Source organism: Collimonas silvisoli (genome assembly GCF_018305005.1).
Taxonomy (GTDB): Bacteria; Pseudomonadota; Gammaproteobacteria; order Burkholderiales; family Burkholderiaceae_D; genus Collimonas; species Collimonas silvisoli.
In genome coordinates, this window is the sequence record NZ_JAGQEG010000029.1 from 31,973 (window position 1) to 48,648 (window position 16,676).

Below are 16,676 nucleotides of genomic sequence, written 5' to 3' on the forward strand. Positions count from 1 at the left end.
GTAAATCATGTTGCAATCGATCGGCGGTAACGCCTTCCTGATCATAACGGTGCTTGTCTTCGTCGCGGTAGTTTTACTTCTGGAGGGCCTTTATATGATGTGGCAATCATATAGGGGACCGGAGGCCAGGAAGATTGCGAATCGGCTCCGTGGACTTTCAGCTTCTCTAGATAAAACCCGTCAATCGCAACTATTGAAACAGCGCATGCTGAGCGAAATTCCGGGATTCGAGCGGCTGTTGTTGAGCCTTCCCAGGGTGCAAAGACTGGATAAATTCATTCTCCAGGCAGGTCTCGACTGGACTGTATCCAAGCTCCTGTTATCGTGCGCGGCATTGGGATTCATAACTTGCACAATCATAACTTTGCTGCTTTATCAATCGATTCTGATGGGATTGATGATTGGTGTTGCCGCGGCAGCTCTGCCTTTACTGTATGTACAAAAAAAGCGGAACCGCCGTTTGACCAAGGTTGAGCAGCAATTACCTGAAGCGCTTGATCTGGTGACTCGGGCCTTGCGTTCTGGCCATGCTTTTTCATCCGGACTGCAAATGATTGGTGAAGAAATGGCGGAACCTATTGCCAGTGAATTTCGTATCGTGCACGACGAGGTCAATTTTGGTGTGTCGCTACAGCAGGCATTGACGAACCTGTGCGAACGCGTGCCGATTACCGATATGCGTTACTTCGTGGTCGCCGTTCTCATTCAACGCGATTCAGGCGGAGATTTGACCGAGGTGCTCATTAATTTGAGCCGCTTGATTCGGGAACGCTTGAAGTTGCTTTCTAAGATAAGGGTGTTGTCATCCGAGGGACGGTTATCGGCCTGGATTTTAGGCGTCATGCCTTTCGCCCTAGGAGCAGCCATGTTTCTTTTGAATCCGGATTTTATGGGCCCCTTGTGGAAGGATCCCATCGGCATTGCAATCATGAAATACACGCTCATCTTGATGGCCATCGGCATTTTGATTCTCAGAAAAATGATCAAAATCCGAGTATAGAGGAGAAGCAAAATGCTAATACTTCCCGTACTGATTTTCTTCGCTGTCACGTTGGGAGTGATAGGACTGTTTGTCTGGCTGGCGCCTACCAAAACAGCGCAGCGACTGCAAGCAATGTCTAACCCGGCAGAGAAGCCGCAGTGGACAGAAACCATGGTGAATATCGTTGGCCCGTTCGCCAAGTTATCTTCACCAACCGGTAATTGGGAAACGTCGCCGTTAAGAATCAAATTTCTCAATGCGGGAATCCGCCATATCGATGCGCGTCTCATCTATTTTGGCATCAAGACATTGCTGCCCCTTGCCTTTGCGGCGATGGCATTCCTGGGGCTTAGAACATTGACTAGCGTTGAGGGCACGCCGCTCCTGCTGTTTGTAGTCTTATCAGCCATGATCGGTTGCTACCTGCCCAACATCCTTCTGCACTGGAAGATAAGAAACCGTAGGCGAGAAATCTTCGAGAATTTTCCTGATGCGGCTGATTTGATGCTGATTTGCGTAGAAGCAGGTTTGGGATTGGATGCCGGACTCGCTAAAGTGGTCGATGAAATCAAGATGAAAAGTGTCGCGTTGGCGGAAGAGCTGCACTTGACCAACCTGGAAATGAGGGCGGGCGGTACGCGTGAAAAATCTTTGCGCAATCTTGCGCTACGCACCGGTGTTGATGAAATCGGTACATTCGCCGCCATGTTGACCCAGGCAGACAAGTTTGGGACAAGCATTGGCGAGTCCCTGCGGGTATTCTCTGACGATTTGCGATATAAGAGACATGTGCGTGCAGAGGAAATGGCTGCTAAGGTCCCTACAAAAATGCTGTTTCCGCTGATAACCTGTATTTTCCCGGCGATTATCATGGTCATCATGGGGCCAGCGGCAATTCAAATTATTCGAACCGTACTTCCGCTGATAAGCGGAGTCCATTAAGAGCCTGAGGCAATGCCAAAGGTAGCGGACAAGGCGGGGCGGGGAGCAAATCCGGCTAATTAGTTTGTCCGGATTCGCTGCCTGGTCCATTGAACCTTCAATCAGGATTGGGGATTCCCCAGCTGGTGCTTGATTGCATACACATATAGCTCAAGCCGATTGCTCACGTCCAGCTTGTGGTAGATGGATGTCAAATGGTTGCACAAGGTGTGTTCGGATATGAACAGCTGCTGCGCAAGCGCTTTGTTCGAGGCGCCGCTTCCCTCGATAATCGTGTGAATGATTTTTTGCTCCTTGGCGGTCAGGGTCGCTTTCTTTTTCGTTTCGGAGTCTGGCTTGGGCGTCCCGGGCGGAACCATGAGTTCACCGAATACCCTGCCCAGCGTTTCACGGTCGAGCCATAGCTCGCCCTGATGGGTTTTTTCTATCGCCTTCAGCACTTGCTCCGCCGATGCGTCCTTGCGCAACACCCCGCGGGCGCCGCGCATAACCGCTATATCCAGCGTCGCCTGCTTGCGTTCGCCGGTCAAGATCAAGACGCGCGACACCAGATTCGACAACAGGGCTGGGAGAATATCGAGGGCGTTTTTTCCATCCAGATCAAGGTCCAGCAAGATGACATCCGGAATCAGCTGGTCGATTTTCGCAAGCGCTTCTTCGCAGCTTCTTGCGGTCCCGACCACCTCCATCTTTGGTTTCTCGCCATCGATCAATTTACCCAGTCCCCACAACATCGTCTGGTGATCGTCGATGAGCATTACGCGAATGGTTTCTTCCGCCGGCTTCATGGTCTCACCTTTTCAAACGGGTATTTCGATCAATACGGCAGTGCTGCCGCCAGCCCCTTGCTTTACCTGGGTGTTGCCGCCCAGCGCGCTAGCCCGCTCGGTAATCGAGCGTGGCGTGAAATCGACAGCCTGAGTGCCGATACCTTCATTTTCAATTTGAATCTTGAGCCAGCCGTCTGCGCAGTGGAGTTTGACCAATCCGCGTTGCGCATCGGTGTGCTTGCAGATGTTGCTCAATCCTTCGCGCACGACCTGCAATACCTCCGCAGTCAAGCGGTCGCTCACGTTAAGTTCGCCTTCCATGCTGACTGCGATATCGATTCCGTAGAATTCCCGGACTTGCGCTGCCTGCTGGCGCAGAGTAGCTAGAAATATAGGTTCAGTCTGCCCCGATTCGCTTTTAAACGTCCCGGCATAGCGGCGCAAATCGCCAATGACCTGTGCTGCCATGCTTGTCAATTTATCGAGATCGTCGATGAGAGGATTGCCGGGAGCAGCTTTATGCCGGAGGGCGCTCAAGCCCATTTTCAAGCCGATGTATGGCTGGATGGCAGTATCGTGAATATCCAATGCAATCTTTTTCCGTTCCTGCGAAACAGCCTCCGAGGCCATCCGATCGAGAAGTTCGATGTTCTCGATAACAGGAAATGCTTGTTCAGCGATATGACTCAAAAACAGGGCGTCCGCTTTGCTGAATCTGTCTCTCCGCGAGACCACATAAATACGGCCTTCTCCCTTCCTCAATGACAAAGGAACACTGATAAAGGAATCTGCCTCCAGAAGCTCGGCCATGTTCTGGCTTGTTTGCTCTTCGCGTTTGATCCATCTGCCGCTCGCACTTTCATACAACAGAGATCCTCCGAGGATAGACATGACTGGTCCAAGCGGGCGGGTGTATGCAACGACATGGTCTTGGGAAAAAGCCATGAGCCGTGATGCCGCTTCTGCACGAACTTGCACGGCATTGATTGATTGCTCTGTATCGCCTTCTTTTATCGTCCGCAATGAATAGATCGCGGAATCCTTGTCCCGGATCACCAAGATGCAGCTGCTGCCTCGGAAAAACGCCAATGTCTTTTTCAGGACAGAGGTAATGGTGTGATCGACCCCAAACCGCGGATTTGATAGCCGGCTGACATCGCGAAGCAGGGCAATCCGGCGCTTCAGTTCTATTTTTGATTCTCCCCAGCGCGCACTCATGTAGCCGAACGTCAGCAAGAAGGTGGTACGCAACAATAACCGAGGAAGATCTTGCTCTGTGCCTAACGTCATGCCGCATGCGGCGAGCAATGCCGCTGAAGCGATGGTAATGCGCGCACCCTCTTCGAAACCCCAGCGAAAAGACGAAGTGAGAATGGCGAAAAAAAAGAACAGGAAAAAAAAGCTGCTGACGCCGCCTGTGAACAAGACAATCAGCGCATACCAGCAGATATCCATCCAGTGAATCAGCTTGCTCTGTGAGAATGGCTTGTTAAGAAGTGCAAAAATGTAAAGGGCGGTGCAGTGAAAGACATACCCGGAAAAGACGAGCCAGGTAGAACGGTCAACGCCGCTCAAGCCTGAGGGGTCGATAAAAATCGCTAAGAGGCCAGACACAGCCAGAACTAGCCGCATCCTGCTAACCATTTGCGCGTCAGCGGCGTCCGTGACCAGACTCGATGCAATTTCGTTTTTTTTGTCTAGCCTGTGGACGGCCATAGTGTTCTCGCGCCAAGACATTGAGCGTGATCCTCCCTTTGTTTCCTGCGCGTTATTTGCCCGTTATTTACCTTATGGGGACGCGCTGATATCTGGAAACCGCCAAACTAAATCGCTGCTTTTTTAATAATTTTTATAAGTTTTTTCGACAGAAACGTTCTTAATTGTTAATTTTATTTGTGCATTGATTGTTAATTTGTATATTGCCCCTCGGGTATAGCGATGTCAATGCTGGAGCGAGTACATCTGTGGTAAAGGCGTCAGTTGCCAGCCGATAAAATGACAGCAATCCCGTATCCCTATTCTGAACAAAGGGGTTGAAGACCGGCGCTAAAGCCGATGCAAACATGTGAAATTACATCTGGTTACTGCAAAAACATTTTGTATTGTCGGCGCGATGACGCGAGCTGGCGTTTATGAAGGGCAGCAGCAGTTAATCTGGCATTCAAAACCACATACGTTAAAGGGGGATACATCGTGTTCAAGCTCAATCGCTCAGGAAAAGCAATCGTTCTTACCGCTCTGGTCGCTGTTTTTGCCAGCGCTGCCGGCAGTGCAATGGCCGACACCACATGGCAAAAAAATCACCCGCGCCGCGAGCAAGTCAACAATCGCCTGAAAAACCAGAACCGGCGCATCAAGAATGAAGTTAAAGAAGGTGAAATGAGCAAGGCGCAAGCCAAGACCTTGCACAAGGAAGACCATGCTATCCGCCAGGAAGAACGCGATATGGCCAGACAGAACGGCGGTCACATCACCAAGTCGGAACAAGCGGTATTGAATCAGCAGGAAAATGGCGTCAGCAAACAGATCGGCAAGTAAATCGATAAGTAAGCAATAAGTAAGCAGGGAGTTGTTACAGGGTGTAATGGCAGTCAACGTTCCTCTCATACTGCTCGTTTATAGCTCAAGCCCTCAGGAAACTCCTGAGTTAATCAAGATAACGTTAAGGTGCGCAAATGAATAAATTACTTGCTACTCTGATCGCTGGTTTGTTCGCAACTTCTGTTTTCGCTCAAGCGCCGGCAGCCCCGGCTAAACCTGCAGCAGCGCCAGCCGCTGTCGCTGCCCCAGCTGCAAAAGCCGATGCGAAAGAAGCGAAAACCGACGCCAAGGCGGATGCAAAAGCAGCGGACGCTAAAAGCGACGCCATGGAAACCAAAGCGAAGGCTCATCATAAAGCTGTAAAAGCCAAAACCAAAGCGAAGGCGGCTGCTAAAGAAACCAAGGACGATGCGAAAGCAGCGGCTCCTGCAGCGAAGTAATCAAGTCGCTCAGCAAAAAAAGACAGGCGCGTCCTGTCTTTTTTTTGTCCGTATCAATGTGCCGATTTCACGGCTGACTGCAGTGCAAGAGTTTAATGAGATTGCTATCTCGCAGGGCGATGACTATTATGAAACAACGCCAGATTGATGGGCGACATCGATCTTCAACCGGCAAGTAATAGCAACGAATAGCAACGGGTGACGCCGGCTAAGGCACTTCCGCAGGTGGCAAGCCCGGCCAGGAGTTACCACTGACATGACAGCGGGGTGGTTGCGATGAAGCACGTATTTCTGTTTGCAGCGTTGTTCTTGGTGGCAATGACAGCGTTTGCCGAGAACCCGACGTTTCTGAACCCGCAAGATATGAAATGGGGAGCAGCGCCACCGTCAGTCCCGAAGGGGGCGAAGCTTGCGGTGTTGTATGGCGACCCATCCAAAGAAGGCGCATATGCGTTTCGCGCCAAGCTCCCTGCGGGGTATGTCCTGCCCCCGCACTTTCACACGAAGGACGAGAATTTGACCGTACTGTCAGGCGCCCTCTATCTGGGGATGAGCGATACCTTGGACAAGAAGTCGGCGCATGTACTGAAGAGCGGCGGATTTCATCACCTGCCGGGCAAAGTCCACCATTATGCATACACGAAAACCGCAACGCTCATACAGGTTAGCGGCGACGGTCCGTTCGACATCAACTATCTGAATCCGGCAGACGATCCCCAGGCCAAAAAGTAGCGCAAGGGCTGTGATCTTTCCTCTGTGGCATGGGCGCTGTGCCACCACGCTATCGCCACAACTGTTCAGGCTGATCAGGAATCCATTACGCCCATCAGGTTCCGCCTTGTCATCGGGGCATGAACCAGCATCCAGGAAATAGAATACGCCGCTTATTCCCTCGAATCACGCCAATATGTGCAAGGGAGGTTTTATGATCATTCGCCAATTGTTTGAGCCGTTGTCCAGCACCTACACCTACCTCCTTGGCTGCGAGGAAACCGGCCAGGCGGTGTTGATCGACCCTGTGGTTAATGCGATGGAGCGTGACTTGGCAGAGGTTAAACGGCTTGGCCTTGCTCTTGCCTATAGTCTCGACACTCACGTTCATGCAGACCACATTACCGCAGCGCTGCACCTGAAGACAGCGGTAGGAAGCAAAATTGCCGCACCGGCCTATGACCGGCTGCCGTGCACCGACATCGGCATCGAAGAAGGCAAGCCATTTCAGGTTGGCAGTATTTCGCTTGCTCCCTTGTACACACCTGGCCACACCGACGGCCATTTTGCCTATCTGTCCGGGGACAGGGTATTTACCGGCGATGCCCTCCTTATTGAGGGTTGCGGCCGGACGGATTTCCAGAATGGCGATGCAGAAGCTCTATACAAAAGCGTTCGAGAGAAGTTGTTTACTTTGCCGGATGACGTCCTGGTATACCCGGCGCACGACTATCAGGGCCGGCGCGTTTCTTCGATAGCGCAGGAAAAGAAGCGTAACCCTCGGCTTGGGGCGGAGCGCACTCTGGAGGAATTCAAGCACATCATGGCAAATCTGAAGCTGCCCTATCCGAAGTTCATCGATTACGCCGTGCCAGGAAATAAGCAATGCGGCGTTTGTCCGACCGGTCTGCCAGAGGAACTTGAAAGGTATTGCCGGCATATGACCGTAAGCCCGCAGGGTTAGAGACCTTCCTAAGCAATCTACCTTTGTGCAGGCCATCGGCACCAATTGAAAGGATCGCCAATCATGTCCAAACTCCGCGGTCACGCCTTCTCCATCTCTCTTGACGGCTACGGTGCCGGCCCCAGCCAGAATCTCGACAATCCGCTCGGCGTCGGCGGCATGGCGTTGCACGAATGGGCCTTCGCCACTCGGACGTTTCAACGGATGTTTGGAAATGATGGCGGCGCGACTGGCGTAGATGACAGCTTTGCGGCGCGCGGATTCAGCAACATTGGGGCGTGGATCATAGGGCGCAATATGTTCGGACCCGTCAGAGGCGCCTGGCCAGACGATACATGGAAGGGATGGTGGGGCGACAATCCTCCGTATCACACTCAAGTCTTCGTGCTGACCCACTACGCCCGGCCATCGATCACGATGGATGGCGGCACCGTGTTCCACTTCGTTACCGATGACATCCATGTTGCACTTCAGCGCGCCAGCGACGCTGCCGACGGCCGAGATATCCGGCTTGGCGGCGGCGTCGCCACGGTACGGCAATACCTTTGCGCGGGGCTCGTGGATGAGCTGCACATTGCCATCGCCCCGGTCCTGCTTGGTTCCGGAGAACACCTTCTAGCCGGTATCGACTTGCCAAAACTCGGCTATCAGTGCACTGAATACGTGCCCACGGCGCATGCGGTTCACGTCGTCCTGACGAAGACTCATTGACGACGAGATGTAAATGAAAGAGGGGTCGCTTAGTCGCTCAACGCGCTTCTTATTTATATCGGAGATAATGGACGCCCCCAATTCGCATGTGAAGGAAAGAGAAAATGTCTGGTCGTGGTCCATCGCTACCCAAAGGTCGATACAGTGCACTCCTTTTCGATATGGACGGAACCATTCTCAACTCTATAGCCGCGGCCGAACGTATTTGGGGTGTATGGGCGACGCGGCATGGTCTCGATGTCGCCTCCTTCCTGCCGACCATCCACGGCGCTCGCGCCGTTGACACCGTCACTCGATTGGCGCTTCCTGGAATCGATCCGGAAATGGAGGCATTGGGGATTACCGAAGCGGAAATTGTTGACGTAGACGGCATTGTCGAAGTGCCTGGCGCAGCGAATTTCTTAAGGTCTTTGCCAGCGGCCAGTTGGGCCGTTGTGACCTCCGCTCCCAAGGCTCTAGCGATTCAGCGCATGAAAGCAGCGGGTATTCCTGTTCCGGCTGTTCTTGTGACGTCCGAGGATGTCGCCGCCGGAAAGCCGAATCCTGATTGCTATCTGCTTGCGGCCCGGAAGCTCGGGGTCGATGCAAGCCACTGTCTGATATTTGAAGATGCGCCTGTCGGCATTGCTGCTGGCGAGGCCGCAGGTGCAAAAGTGATGGTCGTTACCGCCACTCATGTCCATCCGATGGAGACCCATCACGCATCGATCGGGAGTTACGAAACGATATTTGCCAAGGTTGACGAGGGCGGGTTCATCCAGCTTGAACAACGGGCCGCTTAGTCAACGGTTTGAAATCCGGTGTTCAGGGGCAATGCGTCAGATTGGGAGTTCGGAGCGCGAAGGCGCGATTTCCACGCAACCGTCCGACTACCTCATCCGCTGCATTTTCGACGTAGCCAGCATAAAGCACTGACTGCCTCGTGCTGAATTGTCGCGTTGTTATCGATTTTTCCTGCCAATCCGACCAATCTGGCGATGCGCCAACTGTCCTGACGCAGGGCCAGCATCTTCCGTCGATTTTCTACTCGCACAAACCACCACGCAACTGCGGCCTCATTCTCAAATTCAGTAAAAATCACTCATTTCGATTGTAATGCGATTAAATGAATTGTATTGCGATTTTTATGGTCATATACTTTTTTCGCAGGAACGGGTTTTTTAGCCGATTCGCGCTAAAACCGGTGTTCCATCGAGGAACTGGACATGAATGGCGTCGTGACGTTAATCGCAGCTCTACAGGCCGAACTCGGATCCGATGCGGTCTTGACCGCCCAGTCCGATCTCGACGGCTTTACCGAAGACTGGCGTGGCCGCTACAAAGCGCCCGCCACCTGCGTTGTCCAGCCCTCGAACACGGCACAGGTATCTGCTGCCGTGCGTCTGTGCGCTGCACACGGCGTCCCGATCCTGCCGCAAGGCGGCAACACGAGTCTGTGCGGCGGCGCAGTGCCTGCTAACAAAGGCATACCGCCTGTCATCGTCAATTTGTCACGGATGCGGCGCATCCGCTATGTCGATGCCGCCAACAACTCGATGGAAGTCGAAGCCGGCTGCGTGCTGAAAGCCGTGCAGGATGCGGCTGCCGCAGAACAACGGCTGTACGCAGTGAGCCTAGGCGCCGAGGGATCGTGCCAGATTGGCGGCAATCTGGCGACCAACGCCGGCGGCACCGCCGTCCTGCGTTATGGAAATACACGCGATAACGTGCTGGGTCTCGAAGTGGTCCTTGCCGACGGCTCGGTCTGGAACGGCTTGCGTGCCTTGCGTAAAGACAACACGGGGCTCGATCTGAAGCATCTGTTCATCGGCAGCGAAGGCACGTTGGGCATCATCACGGCGGCCACGCTGAAGCTGCATCCGCTGCCGACACATCATGCGCTCGCGTGGTTCGCTCCCGCCGATCTCGCCGCCACGCTGCGGATTCTCGGCCTTTTTCAAGCTGCTTGCGGATCGCGGCTGGCAGCTTTCGAGATGATTAATCGCCGTCAACTTGAACTCGTTGTCGAGCATGTTCCCAACCGCCGCAATCCGCTCGGCCAGCTGCATGAATGGCACGTGCTGGTGGAGCTGGCGGACACGGGCGGCGGCGACCAGATGGAAGCGCTGCTGCAGCAAACGCTCGAACAGGCGGCTGCCGATGGCCTGATTCTCGACGCCGTTCTCGCCGCCAACGACACGCAGCGCGCCACGCTCTGGGAGATACGCCACAGCGTTTCCGAAGCCAACAAGAAAGCCGGCGTCGGATTGACCACCGACTGCGCGGTGCCGGTATCGGCGGTGCAAGCGTTCATTGAGCAGGCCACGCGCGCCGTGCGCGCCATCGTTCCAGGACTCGACATCGTCGTCGTCGCGCATCTCGGAGACGGCAACGTGCACTTCATTCCCTTCTTCACCTTCGACGCCTGGCGCGCACTGGCCGACTCCGACGCTACAGGCGCCGCCCTGCGCCGTTGCGTGAACGACGTTGCGTACACGTTGTACGGCAGCTTCAGCGCGGAGCACGGTGTCGGTCAAACCGGGCTGGCGGAGATGGCGCACTACAAATCTCCCACCGAACTTGCGTTGATGCACGCCGTCAAGCAGGCGCTCGATCCGCGCAACCTGTTGAATCCTGGCCGTTTGCTGCCCAGGCATTCACTTCCAGATCCAGGCCTCGACTAAGCCGGGACCTTCGCACTATCGGCCTTTCCGTTTTCAAATTTCACCCTTTGGAGCAGATATGAAAAAGCAGCCCGCACGCGATCACACTCAACAAGCAATTGAGCAACCTGGCCGCCGCACGGCCATCAAGGCAGCTGTCGCCGGCGCTGCTGCTGTCGCGTTCCCGTTCGTCTGGACGCCGGCGAGGGCGGCGAGCAAGCGCATTGTCGTCCGGGACGACGGCGGGATTTACGCCAAGGCGTATGGTGCGGTGTTCTACCGGCCGTTCACGGAGAAGACGGGTATCGAGGTGGTCGGCGTGCAAGCCAATGCCGAGCCGACCGCGCAGATCAAGAGCATGGTCGAGACCGGCAGCTATACCTGGGACATGGCGAAGATCAGCCAGCCGGCAATACTGCTGCTCACCGGCGGCGGCAAGGAATATCTGGAGAAGCATGGCCTCGAATCCGATCCGACAATCGCCAGGATTCCGGCGCAATACATGTCGCCGTACGGCGTCGGCACCAACGTCTATACGACGGTGCTGGCGTATAGAACCGATGCCTTCAAGGGCCGCAAGGCGCCTGCATCCTGGGCGGATATGTGGAATGTGAAGGATTTCCCGGGCCGTCGCGGTTTGCGCAAGTACCCGTTCGACACAATCGAAGAAGCCTTGATGGCCGACGGCGTGCCGGCCTCTCAGGTATATCCCTGCAATTTCGATAAGAGTTTCGCCAGTCTGGACAAGATCGCCAAGCACGTCGACGTCTGGTGGACTACGGGTGCGCAGGTCGAACAGATGCTCATCTCGGGCGAAGTGGACATGATCAGCACCTGGGTATCGCGGGCGCAATCCGCGATTGCCAGCGGCGCACCGGTGGCGATTGCCTGGCACCAGAACATCTGGGGCTGCGATAACTGGTCGATCATCAAAGGCACGCCGAACGCAAACGCTTGCCGCGAGTTCATCAAATTCGCCTCCGATCCGAAACGCCAGGCCGCGCTCGTTGAATACTTTCCGGCTGGCGTCACGCAACCGGAGGCCTTCAATTTCATCAAGCCGGAAATCGCGAAAAATTGTCCTACCTTTGTCGAGAACATCAAGAGCGGCCTGCATATCGATCCCAAATTCTGGCAGGAAAAGCAAAGCGTCGCGCTTGAGCGATTCAACCGCTGGGTCCTGACCTGATCTTCCTTATCACACTGACGGATACCGATACCCATGCCTGCCTCGAACCTTCAAATCTCAGGACTGTGCAAGCGCTACGCCGATTTCGTCGCGCTGGCGCCGACCGATCTCGACGTCGCCCAAGGCGAATTTCTGACACTGCTCGGGCCGAGCGGCTCGGGTAAAACCACGCTGCTCAGCCTGATCGCCGGATTGACGCAACCGGACGATGGCCAGGTCTGCATCAACGGCGTCGATGTGACGTACGGTGCACCGTATGAACGGGATATCGGCATGGTGTTTCAGAACTACGCGCTGTTCCCCCACATGACGGTGGCGGAGAACATTGCGTTTCCGCTGCAGATGCGCAAGACCGACGCCAAAGCCGCTCGCGACAAGGTGATGCAGGCGCTGGACATGGTGCACCTGCCGCATGTGGCGGGGCGCTATCCGCGCGAATTGTCCGGCGGCCAGCAGCAACGGATCGCGCTGGCGCGCTGCATGGTCTATCGGCCATCCATCATCCTGATGGACGAACCGCTCGGCGCACTCGACAAGAAATTGCGCGACCACATGCAGCTCGAAATCAAGCGCATTCATCGCGAATTGGGAACGACGATCGTCTACGTCACGCACGATCAGGAAGAGGCGATGACCATGTCCGACCGCATCTGCCTGATGAACGCCGGCTCGATCGCGCAGCTCGGCACGCCGGCCGACCTGTATTTCCGGCCGAAGAGCGTATTCGTCGCGGATTTTCTGGGCGAGTCGAATCTGCTCGATGCGGTCGTCACCGGCCGCGCCGGCGACCAGGTGCAGATCAGCGTGCAAGGCGTCGCCAAAGGGGAGGCGATGGCGTACGACAAGGCGATCGGCAATGGCAAGCCGGTGAAACTGATGCTGCGGCCGCAAAATCTTCAGGTGCACGACGATGCCGCTTCAGAGTCGGTAGGCGGCATGCTGTCGGCGAAACTGACTGACATCATGGTCACCGGCAGCATGACCAAGCTGTATCTGCAATCGCATGCAGCGGACGGCGCGCCGCTGGTCGCTGCGTTTCCTACCAACCGGCGCAACAGCCAGTACCAGATCGGACAGACGCTCGGGCTCTCGTGGCTGGCGGCCGATGCCGTCGCCATCGCGGGATAAGCCATGAATCTCTCCACCCTGAGCACCCAGAACTTATCTCAAGCGCCGGCGCCGCGGCGTCCGCAATGGCGCTTTTGGCTGCGGTCATGGCTGCGTCCCGGCGCGATGGCCGCGCCGATCGTGCTGCTGTTGCTGGTGATGCTGGTCTATCCGGTCGGTCAGTTGCTGCTGCTGAGCGTGCATAACGATAACGGCTTCACGCTGATCGAATACAAGCGGCTGTTTGCTTCGCCGGTGTATGTGGACGTGCTGCTGATCACCCTGAAGGTCTCGTTGTGGACGACTTTCTTCTCGGTGCTCACAGGCTATCCCATCGCCTACCTGATCTCGTCGCTGTCGCGCGAGCGCAAGAACCGGCTGCTGTTCTGGGTGCTGCTATCTTTCTGGACCAGCTTTCTTGTCCGCACCTTCGCCTGGGTCGTGCTGCTCGGGCGTACCGGCGTGATCAACCAGACGCTGCTGGCGCTCGGCATCATTGACCGCCCCCTGGGTCTGCTCTACAACTTTCCCAGCGTGATCGTGGGCATGGTCCACGCACTGATGCCGCTGGCGGTGCTGACCATGCTGTCGGTGATGGAGAACATCGACCGCCGCCTGCCGAGTGCTGCAGCAACGCTCGGCGCACGCCCCGGTACGACGTTCTGGAAGGTGTACTTTCCGCTTTCGCTGCCGGGTGTGGCGGCAGGCGCGTTGATGGTGTTTGTCACGGCCATCGGTTTCTTCATCACGCCGGCCCTGCTTGGCGGACGCCATCAGACCATGATCACGCAATTGATCATCGACCAGTTGATGCAGGCCCTGAACTGGGGCTTCGCCGGTGCGATCTCGGTACTGCTGCTGGCGGTAGTGCTGCTAGTGTTCCTGGTCTACGACCGGATGGTCGGATTATCGACCATGGCCGGCGGCAGTCCAGCCGCCAGCGGCCGGCAAAAAAGCGACGGCTGGAGCCGCAAGCTCGGCAATGCCATTCTGACCTTGCTCGGCAACGCTACGGATGCCGTGATCAGCCTCATACCCAAGCGTCGCAAACGCGCCGCCAGTGGCGAGAGTTTGACGCTGCGGGTGGTGGTTATCTTGCTGTTGGTTTTCCTGAGCGCACCAGCGCTGTTGATGATCCCGCTCTCCTTCGATGCCGCGTCCGGCCTGGCGTGGCCACCTCATGGCTGGTCGCTGCAGTGGTATAAACAGATCATCGATTCGCCGCTCTGGATGCACGCCATTACGCGTTCCATGCTGGTCGCTTTCGGTACCGGCATTCTTTCGATGCTGATCGGTACGCCCGCCGCGTTTCTCATTGTGCGCGGCGGCATGCGCGGCAAGGCGGCGATGCTTGCCTTCGTACTGGCGCCGATCGTGGTGCCGCGCATGATCATTGCGGTCGGCGTATTTTATTTCTTCGCCAAAATCGGACTGATCGGCTCGGCGTTCGGACTCGTGCTTGCGCATACCGTCGTCGCCGTACCCTATGTGGTCATCACGATGATGGCCGTGCTGCGCAACTACGACACGCGCCTCGACCTTGCCGCGCACAGTCTCGGCGCGCGCCCATGGCCGACGCTGCGCCGCGTCACTTTCCCGATTCTGGCTGCCGGCCTGATGTCCTCTTTCCTGTTCGCCTTTGCCACCTCGTTCGATGAGCTGAGCATTGCGCTGTTCTCGTCGGGCGGCTTGAGCGCGACCTTGCCCAAGCAATTCTGGGATGAAATCACGATGCAGATATCGCCGGTCATCGCCGCCGTATCGACCTGTCTGTTCGTCTTCATTGCTGCTTTGATCTGGGTTGCGGACCGTTTGCACCGGCGCAGCCTGGCTTCTTAACCTACTTATTCTACGGGACCTTTTCATGCTTTCAGCTCAACAACTGCGCGGCGTCTTGCCAGCCATTCCGACCCCCGTCAATTCCGACGACACCATCAACGCCGAGGCCGCGCGCGCGCTGATGCGTTATCTGCTCAAGCAAGGCGTGGACGGCGTTGTGCCGCTGGGCGGCACCGGCGAGTATGGCGCGCTTTCGCGGACCGAGCGCATCTGCATGGCAGAGATCACCGTCAAGGAAGCGGCAGGAACAATTCCTGTGGTGGCAGGCGTACTCGATCCCGGTTATCACGACGCGATGCAGGCGGGCAAAGATTTCGCCGCCGCCGGCGCTGACGGCTTGCTGGTGCTGACACCTTACTACACGAATCCGACGCAAGACGGCATCCGCGATTACTTCATGCGTTACGCCGACGAATCGCCGTTGCCTATCCTGATCTATGAGATCCCTTACCGCACCCGCATCGCAATCGCGCCCGAAGTGCTGCACGAGTTGTCGAAGCACGAGCGGATTATCGGCATGAAGGCGTGCAACACGGACATGTGGCATTTTCTACGCACGGTGGCCGGCGTCGACGCATCGTTTTCCGTGCTGAGCGGCGAAGATACGCTGTTTCCGCTGCATGTGGCGGCGGGTGCGCGCGGCGGCATTGTCGTCACGGCTACTCTATTGCCGACCGCGTGGCGCGCCATTTATCAACTCGCCGCCGATGGCAAGACGCAGGAAGCGCTGGCCCTGCATCGCTCGTTGATTCCGTTGATGAATCTGGCGTTTGCCGAGACAAATCCCGGGCCGATGAAATCGGTGATGGATTTGATCGGCGTGCATGCGCCCGCCATGCTGGCGCCGCTGCGGCCGGCGGCGCCGGAGTTGTCGGCACGTTTGCGCGTCGAGCTGTCGAAGCAGCTTGAAGCGTTTGGCGCCGGACACTAAAGGTTCAGCGCGAATAGCTTGACAGCCGCGCTTTCGAAATCGAGGTCGCGGCGACCTGCACATGTTGGGCGAGTTCGGCTTCCACCCGTTCCAGCGTCCAGCGCGAGGTAGGCACCGAGATGTTGATTGCCGCCACCGCGACGCCGCTGTGATCGGTGATCGGCGCGGCGACGGAAATGTCGCCAAGCACGGTTTCGTTTTCGATCACTGCGTAACCCCGGCGAGCCACTGCGCGCACGCGCGCCAGCAGCTTGTCGGGATTGGTTTCGGTGTAGTGCGTGATCGGTTCCAGCCGCGTTTGCGCGAGGATTTCGCGCACGCGTTCGTCGGAGAGGCGCGAGAGGATGGCGATGCCCGATGCGGTGAACATGGCCGGCAAGCGTGCGCCGACAACGATGTCGATGTTCACCAGATGCTGCCCTGGAAAGCGGGCGACGAACACGATGTCCTGGCCGTCGAGTTCCAGCAGATTCGTGGTTTCGCCGAGGCGCCGGCTGATGTCCAGGAGATACGGCGAAGCGCGGTCGATGAGTTCGTTGGCGCGCACGTAGTTGTACGAAAACTGCAGCACTTTCGGCGTCAGGCCGTAGTTGCGCGTTTCGGGCACGCGGTAGAGGTAGCCGAGCGCTTCGAGCGTGTGGACCAGGCGCTGCGTGGCGCTGCGGTCGAGCCCGGAGGCGCGTGCAATATCGACCAGCGTCATGTGGCGAATCGGGCCGTCGAAAGCGTGCAGCACCTGGAACGCCTTTTCAGTCGATCCGACAAAAAGCGATGAGCGGGCAACTGCGGAATCGCGTGGTTTCTTGAGGTTGCCTGTGGTGCGGTTGGTCATGATGGTTGTGTGGATTTTGAAATCATCGGATAACGGTTATTTTGATTGTAATGCAATCGAACCGCCAGATTGAAG

The 16,676-nt window shown here is 56.4% G+C and carries 16 protein-coding genes; 13 read left to right on the forward strand and 3 right to left on the reverse strand.

Going from position 1 to position 16,676, the window contains the following annotated elements:
* Positions 1-7: 7 nt before the first annotated feature.
* Together KHU33_RS10075 and KHU33_RS10080 are read left to right on the forward strand one after the other, a co-directional pair.
* Positions 8-1,000, forward strand: a complete 993-nt coding sequence (locus KHU33_RS10075) for a type II secretion system F family protein (protein WP_211462715.1) — start codon at positions 8-10, stop codon at positions 998-1,000.
* Positions 1,001-1,012: 12 nt separating this feature from the next.
* Complete coding sequence (locus KHU33_RS10080; RefSeq protein WP_211462716.1) at positions 1,013-1,924, forward strand: type II secretion system F family protein; 912 nt, start codon at positions 1,013-1,015, stop codon at positions 1,922-1,924.
* A 101-nt stretch (positions 1,925-2,025) separates the two neighbouring features.
* Here the strand turns inward: KHU33_RS10080 and KHU33_RS10085 are convergent, their stop codons facing one another.
* On the reverse strand, positions 2,026-2,712 hold the full coding sequence (locus KHU33_RS10085; RefSeq protein WP_230414168.1) for a response regulator: 687 nt from the start codon (positions 2,710-2,712) through the stop codon (positions 2,026-2,028).
* A 12-nt stretch (positions 2,713-2,724) separates the two neighbouring features.
* Entirely contained in the window at positions 2,725-4,431 is a 1,707-nt protein-coding gene (locus KHU33_RS10090) for a sensor histidine kinase (protein ID WP_230414169.1), read from the reverse strand.
* A gap of 486 nt (positions 4,432-4,917) precedes the next feature.
* Here KHU33_RS10090 and KHU33_RS10095 point away from each other — a divergent pair, with 486 nt between their 5' ends.
* The 11 genes from KHU33_RS10095 (at position 4,918) to dapA (ending at position 15,769) form a co-directional block, all read left to right on the forward strand.
* Complete coding sequence (locus KHU33_RS10095) at positions 4,918-5,232, forward strand: hypothetical protein (RefSeq protein ID WP_211462740.1); 315 nt, start codon at positions 4,918-4,920, stop codon at positions 5,230-5,232.
* Positions 5,233-5,369: 137 nt separating this feature from the next.
* Entirely contained in the window at positions 5,370-5,675 is a 306-nt protein-coding gene (locus KHU33_RS10100) for a hypothetical protein (RefSeq protein ID WP_211462717.1), read from the forward strand.
* Between the two features lie 276 nt (positions 5,676-5,951).
* Positions 5,952-6,407, forward strand: coding sequence for a cupin domain-containing protein (locus KHU33_RS10105; RefSeq protein WP_211462718.1), 456 nt, complete (start codon positions 5,952-5,954; stop codon positions 6,405-6,407).
* Positions 6,408-6,600: 193 nt separating this feature from the next.
* On the forward strand, positions 6,601-7,350 hold the full coding sequence (locus tag KHU33_RS10110) for an MBL fold metallo-hydrolase (RefSeq protein WP_211462719.1): 750 nt from the start codon (positions 6,601-6,603) through the stop codon (positions 7,348-7,350).
* 63 nt (positions 7,351-7,413) lie between these two features.
* Positions 7,414-8,061: a dihydrofolate reductase family protein gene (locus KHU33_RS10115; protein WP_211462720.1), complete on the forward strand. Its 648-nt coding sequence runs from the start codon at positions 7,414-7,416 to the stop codon at positions 8,059-8,061.
* Between the two features lie 104 nt (positions 8,062-8,165).
* A complete protein-coding gene (locus KHU33_RS10120) occupies positions 8,166-8,843 on the forward strand; it encodes an HAD-IA family hydrolase (protein WP_211462721.1) in 678 nt (225 codons plus the stop codon).
* Between the two features lie 423 nt (positions 8,844-9,266).
* Positions 9,267-10,724 carry an FAD-binding oxidoreductase gene (locus KHU33_RS10125; protein ID WP_211462722.1) on the forward strand — a complete coding sequence of 486 codons (1,458 nt, stop codon included), beginning with the start codon at positions 9,267-9,269 and terminating at the stop codon, positions 10,722-10,724.
* Between the two features lie 58 nt (positions 10,725-10,782).
* Positions 10,783-11,892, forward strand: coding sequence for an ABC transporter substrate-binding protein (locus tag KHU33_RS10130; protein ID WP_211462723.1), 1,110 nt, complete (start codon positions 10,783-10,785; stop codon positions 11,890-11,892).
* A 33-nt stretch (positions 11,893-11,925) separates the two neighbouring features.
* On the forward strand, positions 11,926-13,020 hold the full coding sequence (locus KHU33_RS10135; RefSeq protein ID WP_211462724.1) for an ABC transporter ATP-binding protein: 1,095 nt from the start codon (positions 11,926-11,928) through the stop codon (positions 13,018-13,020).
* A gap of 105 nt (positions 13,021-13,125) precedes the next feature.
* The gene (locus tag KHU33_RS10140) at positions 13,126-14,838 is read left to right on the forward strand and encodes an ABC transporter permease subunit (protein WP_211462741.1); all 1,713 of its coding nucleotides are present in this window, start codon (positions 13,126-13,128) and stop codon (positions 14,836-14,838) included.
* A gap of 25 nt (positions 14,839-14,863) precedes the next feature.
* On the forward strand, positions 14,864-15,769 hold the full coding sequence (gene dapA / locus KHU33_RS10145) for a 4-hydroxy-tetrahydrodipicolinate synthase (RefSeq protein WP_211462725.1): 906 nt from the start codon (positions 14,864-14,866) through the stop codon (positions 15,767-15,769).
* Between the two features lie 4 nt (positions 15,770-15,773).
* On the opposite strand, the gene KHU33_RS10150 is transcribed toward dapA, so the two are convergent.
* Entirely contained in the window at positions 15,774-16,601 is an 828-nt protein-coding gene (locus tag KHU33_RS10150) for an IclR family transcriptional regulator (protein ID WP_211462726.1), read from the reverse strand.
* Positions 16,602-16,676 lie beyond the last annotated feature (75 nt).